Source organism: Arthrobacter nitrophenolicus, assembly GCF_045833485.1.
Classification (GTDB): domain Bacteria; phylum Actinomycetota; class Actinomycetes; order Actinomycetales; family Micrococcaceae; genus Arthrobacter; species Arthrobacter nitrophenolicus.
Genome location: NZ_CP174504.1, coordinates 3,595,615 through 3,615,403, shown reverse-complemented (window position 1 = coordinate 3,615,403; position 19,789 = coordinate 3,595,615). Strand labels below are relative to the sequence as shown.

Sequence of the window (19,789 nt, the reverse complement as noted above, 5' to 3'; positions counted from 1 at the left end):
ACACTCATAATTGAGTGTAGTCAACAAGAAAGGCGCTTCGGAATGAAAGCGTTTGTCATCAATAAGTACAAGTCCGGCTTGCAGCCGGCCGAGGTCGCGGAGCCGGTGGTCGGTGAGCAGGATGTCCTGGTCCGGGTGGAGGCGGCCGGGCTTAACCAGCTGGACGAAAAGATCCGGCTCGGAGAGTTCAAACAGATCCTCCCCTACGCTTTGCCGCTGGTCCTCGGACATGACCTGGCAGGAACAGTCCTCCAGGTCGGGACGAAGGTGCGTGGCTTCAAGCCCGGCGATGAGGTTTTTGCCAGGCCGGACAAAGCCCGCATCGGCACTTTTGCCGAGCGCATCGCCGTGGCGGAAGCGGATCTGGCGCTGAAGCCCGCGACGATCAGCATGGCCGAGGCAGGGTCCCTTCCGCTGGTGGCCTTGACGGCGTGGCAGGCCCTGGTGGAACGCGGCAAGGTACAGCGGGGGCAGAAGGTCCTGATCCACGCCGGCGCGGGAGGAGTCGGCTCGCTGGCAATCCAGCTGGCGAAGCACCTCGGAGCGGCGGTGGCCACCACCGCCAGCGCCGCCAACGTGGACTTCCTCCGCGGACTGGGCGCCGACGTCGTCATCGACTACCGCAACGAGGACTTCGAACAGGTCCTCAGCGGCTACGACCTGGTCCTCGACAGCCTCGGCGGGCCAAACCTGCAAAAGTCCCTCCGGATCCTCAAGCCCGGCGGCCAGGCAATCGGAATCGCAGGACCGCCGGACCCCGCGTTCGCCCGGGAACTGGGCCTCAACCCGGTACTCCGCTTCGCCATCACCGGCATGAGCCGGAGCATCCGCAGCCAGGCCCGCCGGCTCGGCGTGCACTACGAATTCCTGTTCATGCACTCCAGCGGCGCGCAACTGGGCCACATCGCAAGGCTTGTCGACGACGGCGTGCTGCGTCCCGTCGTCGGACGCGCCACTCCCTTCGCCCAGACTCCGGAAGCCTTGCAGGCACTGGGAAGCGGCGGTTTGCGCGGCAAGGCCGTTGTGGTCAATCCCCCGCGTAATGCCTCCGCCACCGCCCGGCCTGAAGCCGTCGGCCTTCACAGGTCCGGAGAAACGGCATGAGCGCCGCCAGCATCCCTGGTGCATCCACCTATGCGACTGCACCCACCCGCAGCATCACAACCCGCGGCGTCAGCTATGCCTACCGCGAACTGGGGCCGAAGGGCGGGGTTCCCGTGGTCTTCTTCGTCCACCTCGCCGGCAACCTTGACAACTGGGACCCGCAGATCATCGACGCCGTGGCCAAGGAGCACCACGTCGTCACCTTCAACAACCGCGGCATCGGGGCCAGCACCGGCGTGGTGCCGGGCAGCGTTGAGGCCATGGCCGAGGACGCCGCCGACTTCATCCGCGCCCTGGGCTTTGAGAAGGTGGACATCTTCGGATTCTCCCTCGGTGGCATGGTGGCCCAGGCCCTCATCGGAAAGCACCCCGACCTGGTCCGGAAACTCGTCCTCGCCGGCACCGGACCCCGGGGCGGTGAAGGCATGGACAAGGTTGCAAGGGGTCACGTACTTCGACGTACTGCGGGCCGCCCTGTTCCGGGCAGATCCGAAGGAGTTCCTCTTCTTCGACCGCAGCGCCGCCGGCAAGCAGGCGGCGAAGGAATTCATCACCCGCATCCGGGAGCGCACCACAGGACGTGACCGGCCGGTCCGGATCCAGGCCTTCCGGACCCAGCTGAAAGCCATCAGGAACTGGGGCCGCGCCGAGCCGGCAGACCTGTCGGCCATCAACCACCCGACACTGATCGCCAACGGCGACCATGACCGCATGGTTCCTTCCATCCTCTCCAAGGACCTGCACCGGCGCATCGCAGGATCAGAGCTGGTCATCTACCCGGACTCCGGCCACGGCGGGATCTTCCAGTTCCACCAACAGTTCATTCCCGAAGCCGTCGAATTCCTCAGACGCTGACGCCCGGCGGGTCCCCATTGACTACACTCGAAACCAGCTGAAGACCTTGACCGCCCCGGAGGAATCCCCGCCATGCACCTTGCCTCCCAGCCCGTCGGCCGGCGGGAACGGAACAAGCAGGCCAAACTTGACCGGATCACGGCGGCAGCCCGCGAACTCTTCGCCGAGCACGGTATCGACGACGTCACCACCCAGCAAATCGCTGACAGGGCGGACATCGGCACCGGCACACTGTTTTTGTATGCCAAGAGCAAAGGTGAGCTGCTGCTGCTCGTCCAGAACTCGGCCTACGCGGATGCCCTCGCCAGGGGAACCGCGGAGGCGGCAGGAATTACGGTGCCCCTCGATGCCGTCATGGCCGTTGTCCGCCCGGTGGTGGAATGCAACCGGACCCAGATCGACAACGGCCGCACCTACCTGCGCGAGATGGTCTTCGGCGACCCGGACGAACCCCATCACCATGCCGCGCTCACCCTCGCGGCGGGGACCGAGGCCGCCATCGCCGCCGTCCTGGAACGGGAAGCTCGCACCACCGCTGATTCCGCAGCCAGGCTCGCGCACGTCATCTCGGCCATCATGTTCCTGAGCATGGCTGCTTCAACCAACGTCTCCCGCACGGAAGAGGAACTGCTTCTGGAGATCCGGAACCAGGTCGCAGCAATCCTTCCTGCCTGAACCGCAGCACCCGCCAGCTGCTCTTCAATAAACAGAAGCACCCTCCACCGCACGAAAAAGCCCGGGCGCCATCCCGCAAGTACTGCGGAATGACGCCCGGGACTGCTCTTGCCGTTGTAACCTGCTAAGCGTCGATCACCATGTCGGTCTGTGCCGTGGAGCAGCAGGGCAGGAACTTGCCTGCGTCGATTTCCCGCTTGCGGATACCGCCCTGGTGGTTCATCTCGATGTCCCCGGAAAGCTTGACGACCTTGCAGGAGCCGCACATGCCTTCCTTGCAGTTGGCGCCGATCCGGACACCCGCGCGCTGCGCCACCTCAAGGATGTGCTGGTCGGGATCAATCCGCACGTTGACGCCGGTGCGCAGGAAGGACAGGGTGAGGCTTCCCGTTCCCACCGTCTCAAAGCTCGAGGCATCGGGGGTGACGGCCTCGGGTTGCGCGTCCGCACTGCCCCCGGCCGCGGGCGCATCCGTGTCGACGGTTTCCAGCGGCAGCCCCGTGGCCTGGAGGGGCCCATCGGCGTCGTAGCCGGGCTCATAGAGTCCGAACGCGCTTGGCTGGCCTTCGTAGTAATCCTCGGCTGACTCGGCGATCTCCTCGGCGATTTCCTCCGCGATGTCCGTTGCCAGCGCGATCTCTGCCTGGTACTCAAGGAGTGTCTGGCGGTCTCCCGAGAAGAACTCCATGTAGATGGACGTGTCGTCGACGCCGACCTTCTTGAGGAGCTCGGTGGCGCTGTTCAGGTAACCCTCGGGGCCGCAGGCGTAGACCTGGCGGCCGTTGGCGTCGGGGGCCACCTGGTCGAGCATGGCCGCCGTCAGCCTTCCGGTGAGCCCTTCCCACCCCTCGGGCTTGCTGCGGTCGCCCAGGGAGTAGAAGACCTTGATGCGCGAGTCCACGGAGGCGATGTAGGCCAGCTCCTGGTGGAAGGCAAAACCTCCGGCTTCCGCCCCGTGGTACAGGACCACAACGTCGGCGTGTCCGGGCAGGGAGTGGATGGTCCGCACCATGGACATGATGGGAGTGATGCCTGCGCCGGCGGCCAGGAGAAGGTAACGCGCCCGCCGGTCGGCGTCGGGCAGGTGGAACGCGCCGACCGGTCCGAGCATGTCCAGAACGGTGCCGGGTTTGACGTTCTCATGCACCCACGGAGAAACCAGGCCCGTGGGGTCGCGCTTGACGCTGATGCTGAACGTCCATGGCTCCGTGGGGGAACTGGATAGCGAGTAGCTGCGGTCCACCGGATCCTGGTCCTCACCGTTTACCGGAAAGGCGACGTTGACATACTGGCCCGCACGGAAGGCCAGGGGCGCACCGTCGGTGCGCCGGAACACGAAGGTCATCAGGCCGCCGGCCTCGACAACGGTCTCCACGCATTCGGCCATAAACTCCTGGGGGTGCCAGGGGCCCAATGCACGGGCAGCGCGGGCTGGCGCCTCGGTGCTGCCCATGACCCTGTTCCACGGCATCTCCAGACCGCGAATGCGCTGTGGTTCCTGGATCACCGTTTCAGTGAGGAGTTCTGTCATGCCAAGTGCTCCTGAACGCGCTGCACGTACCAGTTGATGAATGCTTCGACCTGGTATTCGCTCTTCATGTACGGACCGGGCTCGTAGGCAGGGCTGGCAGCGCCCTGCTGGCACAGTTCCACGAACGCCTTGTCCTGCAGGTTGGTCTGTTTCCAGGTGTAGGTGAGCTTCTCCAGGTCGTAATCGACGCCTTCTTCGGCGTCGTCAGCGACCAGCCAGGTGGTGCGGACCAGCGACTGGTGTTCGTTGATGGGGAAGACGCCGAACGTGATGACGTGGTCGCCGAGGAAGTGGAACCAGCTGTTGGGCTGCAGGTGCATGGAGCAGCGGCCAAGGCGGAAGTCCGGCAGGTCGCCAAGCAGCTTCTTGGAGAGCCGGCGCCCGTCGGCGGAGAAGGACTCGCCTTCGCCGTCCAGGGATTCGCGGGAGATGCGGATTCCGGCGATACGGGTGTCAAGCTCCTCGACCACCTCGTAAGGCAGTCCGTAGCGGCGGCAACGCTCTTCAAGGGAGGACTGCGCTTCCTTGTTGCGGTCCCATACTTCCTCAAGATGCGGAGGAATCAGGCCCTCTGTCAGGCCCCAGGTGGGGAAGAGCGAGCATGCGAGTTCCGGGTGTCCATCGCAGTGGTAGCACTCACGGTTGTTCTCCATGACGAGCTTCCAGTTGCCCTCTTCGATGATGTTCTGCTGGTAGGCAATCTTCGTCTTGGACAGGTCGTGCGGGGCCAGGTAGGGCTCGAAGATCTTTGAGGTCTCGTCGAAGTCGGTGGGCGGTTCGTCAGCGATGCAGACGAAGATGAGTCCGGCAACCTCGCGGCTGTGGGCACGCTTGAGCGCGAAGCAGTTCTTGTCGAACTTCGCTTCTCCGGGGGCGGAGGCGTGGATCAGGTTGCCTTCGGGGGAGTAAGTCCAGGAGTGGTAGCCGCAGACGAGGTTTCCGGTGGAGCCGGCAGCTTCGGTCAGGACGCGGGCCCCGCGGTGGCGGCAGACGTTGTGGAGGACGTTGACGTCCCCTTCGTCGGTGCGGAGGACGATCAGGGAGTAGGGACCGTAATCGACCGTAATGTAGTCGCCGGGCTCCGGCAGCTCGGCGACACTTCCGGCAAAGATCCAGTGCTGGCCGAAGATAGCCTCCATGTCGACCTTGAAGATTGCCGGGTCGGTGTAGAAGGGGGCGTCGAGGGAGTAGCCCGTGCGGCGGAACGCAAACAACTCGTTGATCTCAGCCAGCTGCTCGGCAGGCAATGAGGACGCGAGTTTTCCGCGTGAGTTGAGGGGCTGGTGCACTGGAGCAGTCATGGGTTTCCTCCCGGGAGGCGTGGTTACGTGTGATATCTGGGCGACTACGGGTGCGTCGCTGCAGCCGTTGTCAAAAAGCGTTGTTTCAAGAGATTAGGGCGCACGAGCGCCCAATAAAAGCGCAAGAATCCGAAGATAACCGTGCACAATAGGTGCATGATTGATCCCAGACTTATTACGCTCCGAGTATTCGCCCGCTGCGGCACCGTGGGCGCGACCGCGGAGCTCACGGGGTACTCCCCTTCAGCCGTCTCCGCGCAATTACGCGAGCTCCAGCGCGTGCTCGGTTTACAGCTCCTGGCAAAGGACGGCCGCGGTGTGCGGCTGACCGCTACAGGCCGGTTTCTTGTGGCCGGTTCGGACTCCCTCATTGCGGAATGGGAGAGCCTGCGCGCCGCCGCCATGGAGGCCGGCGACCAGGTGCAGTCACATTTCGGCCTCGGTGGATTTTCGACGGCGGCCGCCCAGTTGCTCGCGCCGCTTGCGGCTACTCTCCGCTCAACGCGTCCGCAGTTGGAGGTACAAGTACTTGAGGCCGACCCGGCCCGCTGCTTCGATTTGTTGGTAGCCGAGAGGATTGACCTTGCGGTCATTGTCGCCATGCAGTCGAACACCTACGGCGAGGATGACCTGCGTTTCGAACAGACCGTTCTGCTCGACGATCCCCTGGACGTGATCATTCCGTCTGACCATCCACTGGCATCCCGGGAACGGGTGACGCTTGAAGAATTGGCCTCGGAACCCTGGATCACGGAAGCTGCGGGCTCCACCTACCACTCCCTCTTCACTGCGGCGTTCACGGCAGTTGGTGTGACACCACGGATTGCCCACGAGGCCGTCGAGTGGGAAACCCAGATCGCCTTCGTGGGTGCAGGGCTCGGCGTGGGCTTGCTGCCGCGACTGGCGCCCCTGCGCAATGCAGAGAATGTGGTTCGCCTGCGCCTAACGGGCAAGGGCAGGCCCTCGCGGCGCATTGTCGCGGCCGTACGCAGGGGCAGTATTGCCTCTCCCCTGGTTCAGGAGTCGCTCGACATCCTGCAGAAGAACGCTGAGCGGATCGTCGCCGCCCGGCCGGAGGACGAACTCTGAAAATCGTTTGTCCGAGACCGACATAAAGATGTTGACCTGCGTCACAGTCGAGTATACGCTGGGGTCCAATCTAATATATCAGTTCGCTACTTTTGAATATATCTAAAGGAGGAGGGGCCATGACCCTCATGCAGACAGAGGCAACCGCAGCGGCCCTGGCAGCGCCGGCAACGGAGCAGGCGCAGAAGTTCGTGCTCACGCTCTCGTGCGCCGAGCAGGCCGGGATCGTGCAGGCCGTGACCACCTTCCTGTTTGAGCGCGGCTTCAACATTGACGAGCACCAGCAGTTCGATGACAGCCTGCGCCAGACCCTGCACCTGCGCACCGCGTTCTCCGGGTCCCCGGACCTGACCCCGGAAACCCTCGCGGCCGAATTCGCGCCGGTCGCGGACCGGTTCGGCATGAAGTTCAGCTTCCACGACCAGACACAGCAGCGGGTCCTGGTGATGGTCTCGAAGTTCGGGCACTGCCTGAACGACCTGATCTTCCGCTGGCGCGGCGGGACCCTGGGCGGGGAACTCGTGGCAGTGGTCTCCAACCACGAAACCCACCGGGCGATGGCAGAAGCGGCCGGGCTGCCCTTCATCTACCTCCCGGTCACCCCGGAGACCAAGGCCGACGCCGAGGCGAAACTCCTGGACCTCGTGGACGAGTACCAGGCGGACCTGGTGGTCCTGGCCCGCTACATGCAGGTCCTCTCCGACGACCTCTGCCGGGCCCTGGAGGGCCGGGCGATCAACATCCACCACTCCTTCCTGCCCGGCTTCAAGGGCGCCCGCCCCTACCACCAGGCCTACGACCGGGGCGTCAAACTCGTCGGCGCGACCGCGCACTACGTCACCGCCGACCTGGACGAAGGCCCGATCATCGAACAGGAAGTCATCCGCGTGGACCACACCTACGGCCCCGCCCAGCTCTCCACCGTCGGCCAGGACGCCGAAGCCCTCGCCCTCTCCCGCGCCGTCCGCTGGCACTGCCAGCACCGCGTCCTGCTCGACGACACCAGCACCGTCGTCTTCCGCTAACCCCCACCCGCACCCGGGGCACACAGTCTTTTTTTGAGAATTTGCAGGAGAACCCTTTTATGGAATCGTCGCCACGTATTGTCATCATCGGAGCCGGGATCGTGGGCACCAACCTCGCCGATGAACTCGTCACCCGGGGCTGGAACAACATCACGGTCCTGGACCAGGGCCCGCTGAACATGCCGGGCGGGTCCACCTCGCACGCCCCCGGCCTGGTGTTCCAGACCAACCCGTCCAAGTCCATGGCCCTGTTCGCCAAATACACGGTCGAGAAACTCCTCTCCCTCACCGAAGACGGCGTCTCCTGCTTCAACCAGGTCGGCGGCCTCGAGGTCGCGACCACCGAAACCCGCCTCGCTGATTTGAAGCGCAAGCTCGGCTACGCCCAATCGTGGGGCATCGAGGGCAGGATCCTCTCCCGCGACGAGTGCAAGGAGCTCTACCCGCTCCTGAACGAAGAAGACATCCTCGGCGGCCTGCACGTGCCCAGTGACGGGCTCGCGTCCGCCGCGCGGGCGGTGCAGCTGCTGATCAAACGCACCGAAGCCGCCGGCGTGAAGTACATCGGCAACACCGAAGTGACCGGCATCGAACAGGAAAACCGCCGCGTCACCGGCGTCCGGACCCCCGACGGCGTCATCGACGCGGACATCGTGGTCTCCTGCGCCGGGTTCTGGGGCGCCAAGGTCGGCGAACTGATCGGCATGAAAGTACCCCTGCTGCCGCTGGCACACCAGTACGTCAAAACCACCCCCGTCCCCGCCCAGCACGGCAAAAACGAGCTCCCGAACGGGGCCCGGCTGCCGATCCTGCGGCACCAGGACCAGGACCTCTACTACCGCGAACACGGCGACCGGTACGGCATCGGCTCCTACGCCCACAAACCCATGCCCGTGGACCTCGACGAACTCGGCACCTACAACCCGGACGAGATCAGCGAACACAACATGCCCTCCCGGCTGGACTTCACCCTCGAAGACTTCCTGCCCGCCTGGGAAGCAACCAAACAGCTCCTGCCCGCCCTGCACGAAAGTGAGATCGAGGACGGCTTCAACGGCATCTTCTCCTTCACCCCCGACGGCGGCTCCCTCGTGGGCGAATCCAAGGAACTCGACGGCTTCTACGTCGCCGAAGCCGTCTGGGTCACCCACTCCGCAGGCATCGCCCGCGCCGTCGCCGAACTCCTTGTGGAGGGCAAATCCTCCATCGACCTCGGCGACTGCGACATCCACCGCTTCGAAGACGTCCAGCTCACCGACGCATACGTCTCTGAGACCTCGCAGCAGAACTTCGTCGAAATCTACGACGTCCTGCACCCGCTCCAGCCCAAACTTTCCCCCCGCAACCTGCGCGTCTCCCCCTTCCACGCCCGGCACAAACAGCTCGGCGGGGTCTTCCTCGAAGGCGGCGGCTGGGAACGGCCCTACTGGTTCGAAGCGAACGCAGAGCTCCTCAAAGACATGCCCGCCAACTGGCAGCCCCCGGCCCGGGATGCCTGGTCCGGGATGTTCAGCTCCCCGATCGCCGCGGCCGAAGCGTGGAAAACCCGCACCGCCGTCGCCATGTATGACATGACCCCGCTCAAACGCCTCGAAGTCTCCGGTCCCGGAGCCCAGAAACTCCTGCAGGAACTGACCACCGCGGACATGACCAAAAAACCCGGCGCCGTCACCTACACCCTGCTGCTGGACCACGCCGGCGGGATCCGCAGTGACATCACCGTCGCCCGCCTCACCGAAGACACCTTCCAGCTCGGCGCCAACGGCAACATCGACACCGCCTACTTCGACCGCGCCGCCCGCCACCAAACCAACAACGGCGGCCCGGCCGACTGGGTCCAGGTCCGCGACACCACCGGCGGGACCTGCTGCATCGGCCTCTGGGGCCCCCTCGCCCGCGACGTCGTCGCCGCGGTCAGCAACGACGACTTCACCAACGACGGCCTCAAATACTTCCGCTCCAAGCAAGTCGTCATCGGCGGCGTGCCCGTCACCGCGATGCGCCTGTCCTACGTCGGTGAACTCGGCTGGGAACTCTACACCAGCGCCGACAACGGCCAACGCCTCTGGGACACCCTCTTCAAAGCAGGACAACCCTTTGGCATCATCGCCGCCGGCCGCGCAGCATTCAGCTCCCTCCGCCTGGAAAAGGGCTACCGCTCCTGGGGCACCGACATGACCACCGAACACGACCCCTACGAGGCCGGCCTCGGCTTCGCCGTCAAAATGACCAAAGACAACTTCGTCGGCAAAAAAGCCCTCGAAGGCCGCACCGAAGAGAACTCCGCCCGCCGCCTGCGCTGCCTCACCATCAACGACGGCCGCTCCATCGTCCTCGGCAAAGAACCCGTGTTCTACAAAAACCAGCCCCTCGGCTACATCACCAGCGCCGCGTACGGCTACACCATCCAAAAACCCATCGCCTACGCCTACCTCCCATCCACCGTCAACATCGGCGACGCCGTCGAAATCGAATACTTCGGCCGCCGCATCCCCGCCACCATCACCCAAGACCCCCTCTACGACCCCACCATGACCAGGCTCCGGGGCTAAGCCGCGCCCTGCGGCCAACAAGGCAAGCGGCCCGGACCCTTTCCCTCGCAACGACCGGGTCCGGGCCGCTGTACCCGCCCTCTTCCGCAAGCCGCGCAAGCACCTGCCGACTGCTTCACTTCCAGGATCTGAAAGGGATATCCCCCGTGGCATCCAAAGCCCCCCGCGAAAACATCGACGAGTCAAAGCTGACCGTCACCAAACCCAAGACCAAGGCCGTAGGCATCCCGGCCGTTGCCAATGCGTTGAAAATTTCGCTGGAACAGATGGGGCCACTGCGCAGTGTCCACACGCTCCTGGCAGTGAACCAGCTGGACGGGTTCGACTGCATGGGCTGCGCCTGGCCCGAACACGAAAAGCGCAACGCCGCGGAGTTCTGCGAAAACGGCGCCAAGGCAGTGGCCGAAGAAGCCACCCGTCGCCGTGTCACACCGGAATTCTTTGCCAAGCACTCGGTTGCTGACCTGAAGACCCGCGACGACTACTGGCTGGGCCAGCAAGGCCGGCTCACCCACCCGATGTTCCTCGATGAAGGCGCAACCCATTACAAGCCCATTGAGTGGGATACGGCTTACGACCTCATGGCCGAGGAGCTGCGGGGCATGGACCACCCCGATCAGGCGGTCTTCTACACCTCCGGCCGGACCTCCAATGAAGCAGCATTCGTGTACCAGCTGCTGGTGCGGGGAATCGGCACCAACAACCTTCCTGACTGCTCCAACATGTGCCACGAATCCTCGGGTTCGGCGCTGGTGGAAACCATTGGAATCGGCAAGGGTTCTGTCAGCCTGACGGACCTGGAAACCGCGTCGCTGATCTTCGTAGCGGGCCAGAATCCCGGCACCAACCACCCGCGCATGCTGAGCGCCCTGGAGAAGGCGAAAAAGAACGGCGCGATTATCGTGTCCGTCAACCCGCTTCCCGAGGCCGGACTCCTGCACTTTGAAAACCCGCAGCATGTAGCCGGCATGGTGTCGGGAACCCGGTTGACCGACGACTTCCTGCAGATCCGCGCCGGCGGCGACCAGGCCCTGTTCCAGGGCCTTGGCAAATACCTGCTTGAAGCCGAAGCTGCCGGCCGGAACACCCCGGGCCTGGAAACCGTCCTGGACCACCACTTCATCGAAAACCACACAGTGGGCATTGATGACTACCTGCGCTACCTCGAAAAGGTGGAGTGGGATGACATCGTGGAGGCAACAGGCCTCACCCTGGAGCAAATCAGGGCAACGGGAGAACGGCTGCTTGCGTCGAATGCAACCATCGTGTGCTGGGCCATGGGGCTGACCCAGCACAAGCATTCCGTGCCTACCCTTCGCGACGTGGTCAACGTCCTGCTCCTCCAGGGCAACATCGGCAAGCCCGGCGCCGGCGTCTGCCCGGTGCGCGGCCACTCCAACGTCCAGGGCGACCGCACCATGGGCATCTTCGAAAAAATGCCGGAGACGTTCCATGACCGGCTGGACCAGGAATTCAACTTCCGGTCTCCCCGGGAGCACGGCTTTGACACCGTGGCAGCCATCCGCGCCATGCGGGACGGCAGGGTCCGTTTCTTCATGGGGATGGGCGGCAACTTCGTCCGTGCAGCCCCGGACTCGGAGGTCACCGAGCAGGCCCTGGCCAACACCAGCCTGAGTGTTCAGATCTCCACGAAACTGAATCACTCGCATCTGTCCACAGGCCGCCGGGCGTTGATCCTGCCTACCCTTGGACGCACCGAGAAGGATACCCAGCAGACAGGCGACCAGCGGGTCACAGTGGAAGATTCCATGAGCGCCGTGCACGCATCACGGGGACGGCTCAAGCCCGCAAGCGAACACCTCCACTCCGAGGTAGCCATCGTGTGCAACCTCGCCCACAGGCTGTTTGCAGACGGCCACGGCCGCGTGCCCAACACACCCCAGGCCAGCTGGCTCGCCATGCGGGATGACTACTCGCTGATCCGGAAGCACATCGAAGCGGTGGTTGACGGCTTTGAAGACTTTGAACAGCGGATCCAGCATCCGGGCGGTTTTGTGCTGCCACACCCGCCACGGGATGCCAGGAAGTTCGATACGGCATCCGGGAAAGCCCACTTCACCGGCAACGAGCTGGAATTCATCAAGATCCCTCCCGGCCGGCTGGTCCTGCAAACCCTCCGCTCACACGACCAGTACAACACCACCATCTACGGCAAGGACGACCGTTACCGCGGCATCCACGGCGGCCGGCGCGTGGTGCTCATCAACGCCGAGGATGTCAGTGAGCTGGGCTTTGCCGACGGGGACATGGTCCACCTGATCTCCGAGTTCCAGGGGACGGAGCGGCGGGCCGAAAACTTCCGCATTGTGTCGTATTCGACGCCGAAGGGTTGTGCCGCCGCCTACTACCCGGAGACCAACGTCCTGGTGCCGCTGGACTCCGTGGCGGATACCAGCGGAACGCCTACCTCAAAGTCCGTGATCATCCGGCTGGAAAAGGCCTAGATCCCCCTCAAGTTCCCCATTTCAGTAACACCAACGATTAGGAAGTGACCATGTCAGGAAACAGAGCTGTCGCCTACAAGGAACCCGGTGTCGTCGAAATCATCGACACTGACTACCCGACGTTTGAACTCAAGGACGGCCCCGGCGTCAACCCGGCCAACGTCGGCCGCAAGGTGCCCCATGGCGCGATCCTCCGCACCGTAACCACCAACATCTGCGGATCGGACCAGCACATGGTCCGCGGCCGCACCACGGCTCCGCAGAACCTTGTCCTCGGCCACGAAATCACCGGTGAAGTGGTGGAGGTGGGGCCCGACGTCGAGTTCATCAAGGTCGGCGACATCGTCTCCGTACCCTTCAACATCTCCTGCGGCCGCTGCCGCAACTGCAAGGAGCAAAAGACCGGGATCTGCCTCAACGTCAACCCTGACCGGCCGGGCAGCGCCTACGGCTACGTCGACATGGGGGGCTGGGTCGGCGGACAGGCAGAGTACGTCCTGGTCCCCTACGCCGACTGGAACCTGCTGCGCTTCCCGGACCGCGATCAGGCCCTGGAAAAGATCATGGACCTGACCATGCTCTCGGACATCTTCCCCACCGGCTTCCACGGCGCCGTGACCGCTGGCGTCGGCGTCGGCTCCACAGTCTATGTCGCCGGTGCCGGCCCTGTTGGCATCGCGGCCGCCGTCGGCGCCCAACTGCTGGGTGCCGCCGTCGTCATTGTGGGCGACATGAACGAAGACCGCCTGGCGCAGGCACGCTCGTTTGGCTGTGAAACCGTTAACGTTTCCAAGGGCGACCCGAAGGACCAGATTGAACAGATCCTCGGCGTCCCGGAAGTGGACTGCGGCGTGGACGCCGTCGGCTTCGAAGCCCGCGGCCACGGAAAGGACGCCTCCCACGAGGCACCTGCCACCGTCCTGAATTCCCTCATGGACATCACGGCGGCCGGCGGTTCCCTGGGTATTCCGGGCCTCTACGTGACCGGAGATCCGGGTGCCGTTGATGAGGCTGCCAAGCACGGCTCGCTCTCGCTCTCCCTGGGCACCGGCTGGGCCAAGTCCCTGTCCTTCACTACGGGCCAGTGCCCTGTCATGAAGTACAACCGTCAGCTGATGATGGCCATCCTCCACGACAAGGTCCAGATCGCAAAGGCAGTCAACGCCCAGGCCATCCCGCTCGAGGACGCCCCGCGCGGCTACGCCGAATTCGACGCCGGAGCGGCAACGAAGTTCGTGCTGAACCCCAACGGCTACGTCAAGAACTAGTACGCGACCAACAGAGCCGGGGCCGCAGGGCAAACGCCATTTGGCGGATGTCCTGCGGCCTTCGGTTTCTCCAGCCGGAAACGGGTGACGGCCGCGCGTAAGCTGGGGCCAACGACTATTGGGGGGCCAATGAATATAAGTCCGGCTTTTGGTGTTCTGGGAGTGCTGTACGCGGTGTTCACGATCACCGTCGCCGTCCTGGCGGTCTATGCCCTGGTCCTGGTCATCGTGTTCCTTCGGCTGCGCATCGCAGAACTGAAGCGGACGGCGCCGCCCAGGGACGACCGTCTGCGTAGATGAGACGCCCAGCACTTCGTCCAGTTTCGCTCGGTTACGCTGCTCAAGCCTCAACACTTCAGCAGGCTTCGTTGCGGGTGCTGGCAGTGGCTGAGCAACGACAGTCGATTCGCTTGACGGTTCGCTGGAACCCTCGTGGTATTTACAACCTGCCAGCATGAGGCCGACGGAGACCGCCAGTAAAGCGCCCTTAGAATTTTGGTGCCGCAATCCCCCGGACCTGACATGTCCCTGAGCCTACGCCAACCCATCGATAACGGAGCTGGCATGTAGGCTGACTGGACCATAGGCCTGAGGGGGCAGCGCTATGAAACATCCGCAGATCCTTGCTGCGATACTGGCCGCGGCACTTCTGCTGACCGGCTGCACTTCGAAGCCGACGATCAACGCGCTGGACTCTCCAGCCGAAGCGGAAGACCGGCTTCCTGGCGACGTCACCATCTGGCCGCAAAATGAAATCCCAGCGAACAGTGTGAGGTTCCTGGTCGAGCACAATGACATCAGATATTTCGGAGCGAAAAGCGGCGATAGCCGGCGGGCCGGCGTTGCTGCCTTTCCCAAAGACAGCCAAGCCCGCTGGGTCGCGGGCTGCTCGGACGTGAGGGACGACAGGGAAATTTTCAATGTGAGCGGCACAGGTGTTGTTGAAGTTGTCCTGGTATCTGACGGTTACGACCTGGACAAACTCATTGGCGATGGGTGGAAACCCATCCACAAGAACATCGTGATCGCCACCCCCTAATTCTCCGACCATGGGGCTCCTACCGCTGCCGCTGGCAACTGATTTCGCTGACCCGCCAAGTTTTGGGAGTGGTTTGGGGTCCCCGGACAGCCGATAGGAAACATTGATATATCTTATTCCCATACTTGATATATGAGACTTATACTAGATCGGGGTCCGCTGGAGGATCGATTGTTGGCTCGATGAGGAGTAGAACAAATGCAGCAACTCGCGCACCGTCGCAGAAGGCTGGGCATTGCAACTGCCTTCAGCGGCGCGCAGGACGCGGCCAAGCGGAAAGATCCAGGGGAACCGCGTGCTGACCTTCCATCTGGCGACATTAATGTCCCGACGGCCCCGCTGATTGTCGCGGATTGACACGCGAGCGTGGGCAGGACAACGGAGCATGTCCGCGCCATCGAACTGTGTGAAGAACGACGTTCAGCAGCCAGGTGCGGCAGCCCTCCTCGACCTGCGGCCGAAGCGGACCCATCGAGCAGATCCTGTTCCCCCGCACCCAGAAGCACCGGATCGGCCGCGCATCAAGCGGCAGATGCTGTCTCCCTGCATCCGAATTTTCCAGGCACCACATCCTAGAGAAAGAGAATAATGACACGTATTGGCATCGTGGCCGAGTTGGGTCGCGAGACAAGGGTGGCGGCAACGCCTGCCACCGTGAAGCAGTTGTTGGGTTTGGGCTACGACGTTGTGGTCGAGAAGGGGGCTGGTGAGTCCGCGTCGTTCAGGGACGAGGCGTATGCAGCGGCGGGTGCCTTGATTGTTGGTGCTGATGATGCGTGGGGCAGTGACGTGGTGCTGCGGGTCAATCCGCCCACCGAGGAAGAGATCGACCGCCTCGCTGACGGCGCCACCCTGATCGGTATGCTGAGCCCCGGGCTGCGGCCGGAATTGGTAGAGGCGCTGGCGGCGCGTCCAATCACGGCGCTGGCGCTGGACGCTGTGCCGCGCATCTCCCGTGCGCAGTCGATGGATGTCCTCAGTTCGATGGCGAACATCGCGGGGTATCGTGCCGTGGTCGAGGCCGCCCATGAGTTCGGCCGGTTTTTCACCGGTCAGGTCACCGCGGCGGGCAAGGTCCCGCCGGCGAAGGTCCTGGTCGCCGGCGCGGGCGTGGCTGGCCTGGCCGCGATCGGTGCGGCGAGCAGCCTGGGCGCGATCGTTCGCGCTACCGATCCCCGGCCCGAGGTGGCGGATCAGGTGAAGTCCATTGGTGGTACTTACCTCAAGGTTGAGGTCGAGGAAGAGATGAAGTCCTCTGATGGGTACGCCAAGGCGACGTCGGAGGCGTACAACCGGCGTGCAGCCGAGATCTACACCGAGCAGGCCCGTGACGTTGACATCATCATCACCACGGCACTGATCCCGGGCCGGCCCGCGCCGAAGCTCCTCACGGCCGATGATGTGGCCGGGATGAAAGCTGGCAGCGTGATCGTGGATATGGCTGCCGGGCAGGGCGGCAACGTTGAAGGTTCCGTGGCAGGTGAACGCATCGTCACCGAAAACGGTGTCATCATTCTCGGCTACACCGACTTGCCGGCCCGGCTTCCGGCCCAGGCGTCCCAACTGTACGGGACCAACCTGGTCAACCTCCTTAAACTCCTCACCCAGAACAAGGACGGCCAGCTGGCCCTTGACTTCGAGGACGTGGTCCAGCGCTCCGTGACGGTCGTACGCGAGGGAGAGAAAACCTGGCCCCCGCCCCCGGTCCAGGTCTCCGCTGCATCCCCTGCCCAGGCGGCGGCCACACCCGCCGGTGAGCGCCCTGCAGGCAAAGCCGACAAGAAGACCGGGCTGGGCCCTGCCGGTAAAGCCGGTCTGATTGCTGCGGGTATCGCCGCCCTGTTCGGGATCAACGCGGTGGCCCCGGATCCGCTGCCGCAGCACTTCACAGTGCTGATGCTCTCCGTCGTCGTCGGCTTCTATGTCATCGGCAAAGTGCACCACGCGCTGCACACTCCCCTGATGTCCGTGACCAATGCGATTTCCGGAATCATCGTCGTCGGTGCCCTGCTGCAGATCACCTCCAGCAGCGTGATCGTGCAGGCCCTCTCCGCTGTCGCTGTCCTACTTGCCAGCATCAACATTTTTGGCGGGTTCGCCGTGACCCGGCGCATGCTCGCGATGTTCTCCAAGGGAAATAAGGCACAGGGATGAGCGCCGTTCGCGAAGCAACAGGAATTCTTACGAGGAGCATCACAGTGACTGATACCGTTTCCGACCCCTTGACCGCAGAGTCCGTAGCCGGGGCGGCATACATCGTCGCGGCCCTGCTGTTCATCCTCAGCCTGGCCGGACTGAGCAGGCACGAGAAGGCACGCGCAGGAGTTATCTACGGCATCTCCGGAATGGTGGTTGCCCTGGCAGCGACCATCTGGCTGACCCTCCAAAACGCCTGGGGCTCCTCCCAGGTACTCACCGGCCTCATCCTGCTGGTGGCCGCGGTGCTGGTCGGCGCCGCGATCGGCCTGTGGCGGGCCCGCGTGGTGCAGATGACCGGCATGCCCGAACTCATCGCGCTGCTGCACAGCTTCGTGGGCCTCGCCGCGGTGCTGGTGGGCTGGAACGGGCACCTTGAAAGCCCCGAACTGCCCGACGCACTCAAAGCGATCCATCACGCAGAAGTGTTTATCGGTGTCTTCATCGGCGCGGTCACCTTCACCGGTTCCATCGTCGCCTACCTGAAACTCTCGGCCCGGATGAAGTCCTCACCGCTGATGCTGCCGGGAAAGAACGCGATCAACCTCGGCGCCCTCGTTGTGTTCGTCGTCCTGACCGTCTGGTACGTCAACGACTCCCAGCTGTGGCTCCTGATCGTCGTCACCATCCTGGCCCTAGGCCTGGGCTGGCACCTTGTAGCCTCCATCGGTGGCGGCGACATGCCCGTCGTCGTCTCCATGCTCAACAGCTACTCCGGCTGGGCCGCAGCCGCCGCCGGCTTCCTGCTCAACAACGACCTGCTCATCATCACCGGCGCCCTCGTCGGTTCCTCCGGCGCCTACCTGTCCTACATCATGTGCAAAGCCATGAACCGGTCCTTCATCTCCGTCATCGCCGGAGGCTTCGGCATCGCAGCACCCGCCAGCAAGGGGGACACGGACCAGGGCGAGCACCGGGAAATCACTGCCGAAGCGACAGCGGAAATGCTGGCCAACGCCTCGTCCGTCGTCATCACCCCCGGCTACGGCATGGCCGTCGCCCAAGCGCAGTACCCCGTCGCTGAACTGGCCCACCAGCTCCGCGAGAAGGGTGTCAACGTGCGCTTCGGGATCCACCCCGTCGCCGGGCGCCTCCCGGGACACATGAACGTCCTCCTCGCCGAAGCCAAAGTCCCCTACGACATCGTCATGGAAATGGACGAAATCAACGACGACCTGGGCGAAACCTCCGTGGTCCTCGTCATCGGCGCCAATGACACCGTCAACCCCGCAGCGGCCGAAGACCCGGGCAGCCCCATCGCCGGCATGCCAGTCCTCAAAGTCTGGGAAGCCGAAAACGTCGTCGTGTTCAAACGCTCCATGGCCGCCGGCTACGCCGGAGTCCAGAACCCCCTGTTCTTCCGCGACAACTCGCAAATGCTCTTCGGCGACGCCAAACAACGCGTCGAAGACATCCTTCGCGCTTTCTGACCGACCCGCACCTTCCAAGATGAGGAGAGACCATGCCACAACATCGAACAGCACTCCCTAGCGTGGTTCAGACAACACTTCCTCCACGTAGGCCGAGCCAGATGATGGGCGCTGAAGAAGCACCGTTTGCCCAGGCCTTTGGCATCGACGACTACGCCGCATCGCCTTGGTTAGGCCTTCACTTCCGACACGAGCTCCTACTGCACTGCAACCACGAACTGTTGGTGGATCAGCATCGGAAGGACTAAACCCGAAGCTTCGCCCATTCCCTCGGCTCCAGTTCCAGTGGGCTGGGAGCCCGGTCAATGAGGCACGCTTCAACCTTCGCAAAGGAGGTGTGGACCGTGTCCACACCTCCTTTGCACAGGACGAACAAGACGTTCAACTTTTAGACCGTGCGGATCGAAAGGACCTCATAGACCACGGCCGAGCTCATTGCCGGTGCGCGACAGGTTAGACGGCATCGCGGGCCGCGCTGAGTACGCAGTTCAATGTCGATACGCGCCGGGTGAGGAGGGGATCCGATGATGCGGATCCGCCAGTGTTCACCGTTGCGGGAGGTCTCGACCACCCGTAAGTCATGACGGCCGGCCGGGCCGAAACGCCTGAGCGCGGCGGCGACGGCGGTCTGCTGTGCCGGGAAGAGATCGGTGTATCCGCGCAAATGCTCCGCGCTGATACGGCCGGCGAGGTGTTCTTCAATCGTGGCCACAGACGAGTCCACATCCAGACTTCCGTAGTAGACACCGTCGGGTGCAACCACGACGTTGGCTGCGAACCTGTCACCGCCTAAATGCGAACATTCCCAGACGAGCTCCGGCCACCGCTCGCTCAGCGCACGTCCCACAGGCCGTCCCCACACAGCACAGCATTGGTCATGTTGGCTGTGGGTGCAGACCAGGACGACGGGCGGATAGCCGAGCGTTCCGGGGAGACTGAGGGCCCTCGCAATCTCAGCCAGATCCTCATCCTTGCCCCACGTGCCCCAGTACTGGCGGTAGGCGCCCGAATCCTCGTGCCGCAGGACCGCCCAACGGCTCTGGCCTTCACGGCGGCGGGGGCCGGGCCGTCTCACCAGCAGCACCCGTGCCCGCGCCGCCCCCGCGGCGGAGAGCACGAGCGCCTTGGTTCCAGGATCGAGATCAAGCCCTTCAAAGCCATTGAGAGGCCATCCGCCCCGGTACTCGATGAGGACCCAGACGACGCCATGCGGCGCTGTGCCTGCAACCGGGTCGCCACGCAAGCGGGCCCCTTCAGAG

14 protein-coding genes and 1 pseudogene are annotated in these 19,789 nt (G+C 63.8%); 12 read left to right on the top strand and 3 right to left on the bottom strand.

Going from position 1 to position 19,789, the window contains the following annotated elements:
• Nucleotides 1–42 precede the first annotated feature (42 nt).
• The 3 genes and pseudogenes from ACJJV6_RS16660 (at nt 43) to ACJJV6_RS16650 (ending at nt 2,634) form a co-directional block, all read left to right on the top strand.
• The gene (locus ACJJV6_RS16660) at nt 43–1,104 is read left to right on the top strand and encodes an NADP-dependent oxidoreductase (RefSeq protein WP_009359138.1); all 1,062 of its coding nucleotides are present in this window, start codon (nt 43–45) and stop codon (nt 1,102–1,104) included.
• Nucleotides 1,101–1,959: pseudogene (locus ACJJV6_RS16655) on the top strand (alpha/beta fold hydrolase). The gene ACJJV6_RS16660 and the pseudogene ACJJV6_RS16655 overlap by 4 nt, the downstream one beginning before the upstream one ends.
• A 72-nt stretch (nt 1,960–2,031) precedes the next feature.
• A complete protein-coding gene (locus tag ACJJV6_RS16650; protein ID WP_009359139.1) occupies nt 2,032–2,634 on the top strand; it encodes a TetR/AcrR family transcriptional regulator in 603 nt (200 codons plus the stop codon).
• A 124-nt stretch (nt 2,635–2,758) separates the two neighbouring features.
• Here ACJJV6_RS16650 and ACJJV6_RS16645 read toward each other — a convergent pair whose 3' ends face one another.
• Together ACJJV6_RS16645 and ACJJV6_RS16640 are read right to left on the bottom strand one after the other, a co-directional pair.
• Nucleotides 2,759–4,165, bottom strand: coding sequence for a ferredoxin reductase (locus tag ACJJV6_RS16645; protein WP_009359140.1), 1,407 nt, complete (start codon nt 4,163–4,165; stop codon nt 2,759–2,761).
• Nucleotides 4,162–5,466, bottom strand: a complete 1,305-nt coding sequence (locus tag ACJJV6_RS16640) for an SRPBCC family protein (protein WP_035753623.1) — start codon at nt 5,464–5,466, stop codon at nt 4,162–4,164. The genes ACJJV6_RS16645 and ACJJV6_RS16640 overlap by 4 nt, the downstream gene beginning before the upstream one ends.
• 156 nt (nt 5,467–5,622) lie before the next feature.
• On the opposite strand from ACJJV6_RS16640, the gene ACJJV6_RS16635 reads away from it, so the two are divergent.
• The 9 genes from ACJJV6_RS16635 (at nt 5,623) to pntB (ending at nt 18,530) form a co-directional block, all read left to right on the top strand.
• A complete protein-coding gene (locus tag ACJJV6_RS16635; protein ID WP_035753626.1) occupies nt 5,623–6,555 on the top strand; it encodes a LysR family transcriptional regulator in 933 nt (310 codons plus the stop codon).
• A 119-nt stretch (nt 6,556–6,674) separates the two neighbouring features.
• Nucleotides 6,675–7,580: a formyltetrahydrofolate deformylase gene (purU, locus tag ACJJV6_RS16630; protein ID WP_407709458.1), complete on the top strand. Its 906-nt coding sequence runs from the start codon at nt 6,675–6,677 to the stop codon at nt 7,578–7,580.
• Nucleotides 7,581–7,639: 59 nt separating this feature from the next.
• Nucleotides 7,640–10,132, top strand: coding sequence for an FAD-dependent oxidoreductase (locus ACJJV6_RS16625; RefSeq protein ID WP_407709457.1), 2,493 nt, complete (start codon nt 7,640–7,642; stop codon nt 10,130–10,132).
• A gap of 146 nt (nt 10,133–10,278) precedes the next feature.
• Nucleotides 10,279–12,597 carry an FdhF/YdeP family oxidoreductase gene (locus ACJJV6_RS16620; protein WP_009358906.1) on the top strand — a complete coding sequence of 773 codons (2,319 nt, stop codon included), beginning with the start codon at nt 10,279–10,281 and terminating at the stop codon, nt 12,595–12,597.
• A gap of 50 nt (nt 12,598–12,647) precedes the next feature.
• Nucleotides 12,648–13,865: a formaldehyde dehydrogenase, glutathione-independent gene (gene fdhA / locus ACJJV6_RS16615; protein WP_133346830.1), complete on the top strand. Its 1,218-nt coding sequence runs from the start codon at nt 12,648–12,650 to the stop codon at nt 13,863–13,865.
• 129 nt (nt 13,866–13,994) lie between these two features.
• A complete protein-coding gene (locus tag ACJJV6_RS16610) occupies nt 13,995–14,165 on the top strand; it encodes a hypothetical protein (RefSeq protein WP_200859176.1) in 171 nt (56 codons plus the stop codon).
• 304 nt (nt 14,166–14,469) lie between these two features.
• Nucleotides 14,470–14,904 carry a hypothetical protein gene (locus ACJJV6_RS16605; protein WP_009358907.1) on the top strand — a complete coding sequence of 145 codons (435 nt, stop codon included), beginning with the start codon at nt 14,470–14,472 and terminating at the stop codon, nt 14,902–14,904.
• A gap of 588 nt (nt 14,905–15,492) precedes the next feature.
• Nucleotides 15,493–17,058: a Re/Si-specific NAD(P)(+) transhydrogenase subunit alpha gene (locus ACJJV6_RS16600; RefSeq protein ID WP_354177349.1), complete on the top strand. Its 1,566-nt coding sequence runs from the start codon at nt 15,493–15,495 to the stop codon at nt 17,056–17,058.
• Nucleotides 17,055–18,530 carry a Re/Si-specific NAD(P)(+) transhydrogenase subunit beta gene (gene pntB / locus ACJJV6_RS16595; RefSeq protein WP_407709456.1) on the top strand — a complete coding sequence of 492 codons (1,476 nt, stop codon included), beginning with the start codon at nt 17,055–17,057 and terminating at the stop codon, nt 18,528–18,530. The genes ACJJV6_RS16600 and pntB overlap by 4 nt, the downstream gene beginning before the upstream one ends.
• A gap of 388 nt (nt 18,531–18,918) precedes the next feature.
• On the opposite strand, the gene ACJJV6_RS16590 is transcribed toward pntB, so the two are convergent.
• Nucleotides 18,919–19,773 carry a sucrase ferredoxin gene (locus ACJJV6_RS16590; RefSeq protein ID WP_052014161.1) on the bottom strand — a complete coding sequence of 285 codons (855 nt, stop codon included), beginning with the start codon at nt 19,771–19,773 and terminating at the stop codon, nt 18,919–18,921.
• Between the last annotated feature and the right edge of the window lie 16 nt (nt 19,774–19,789).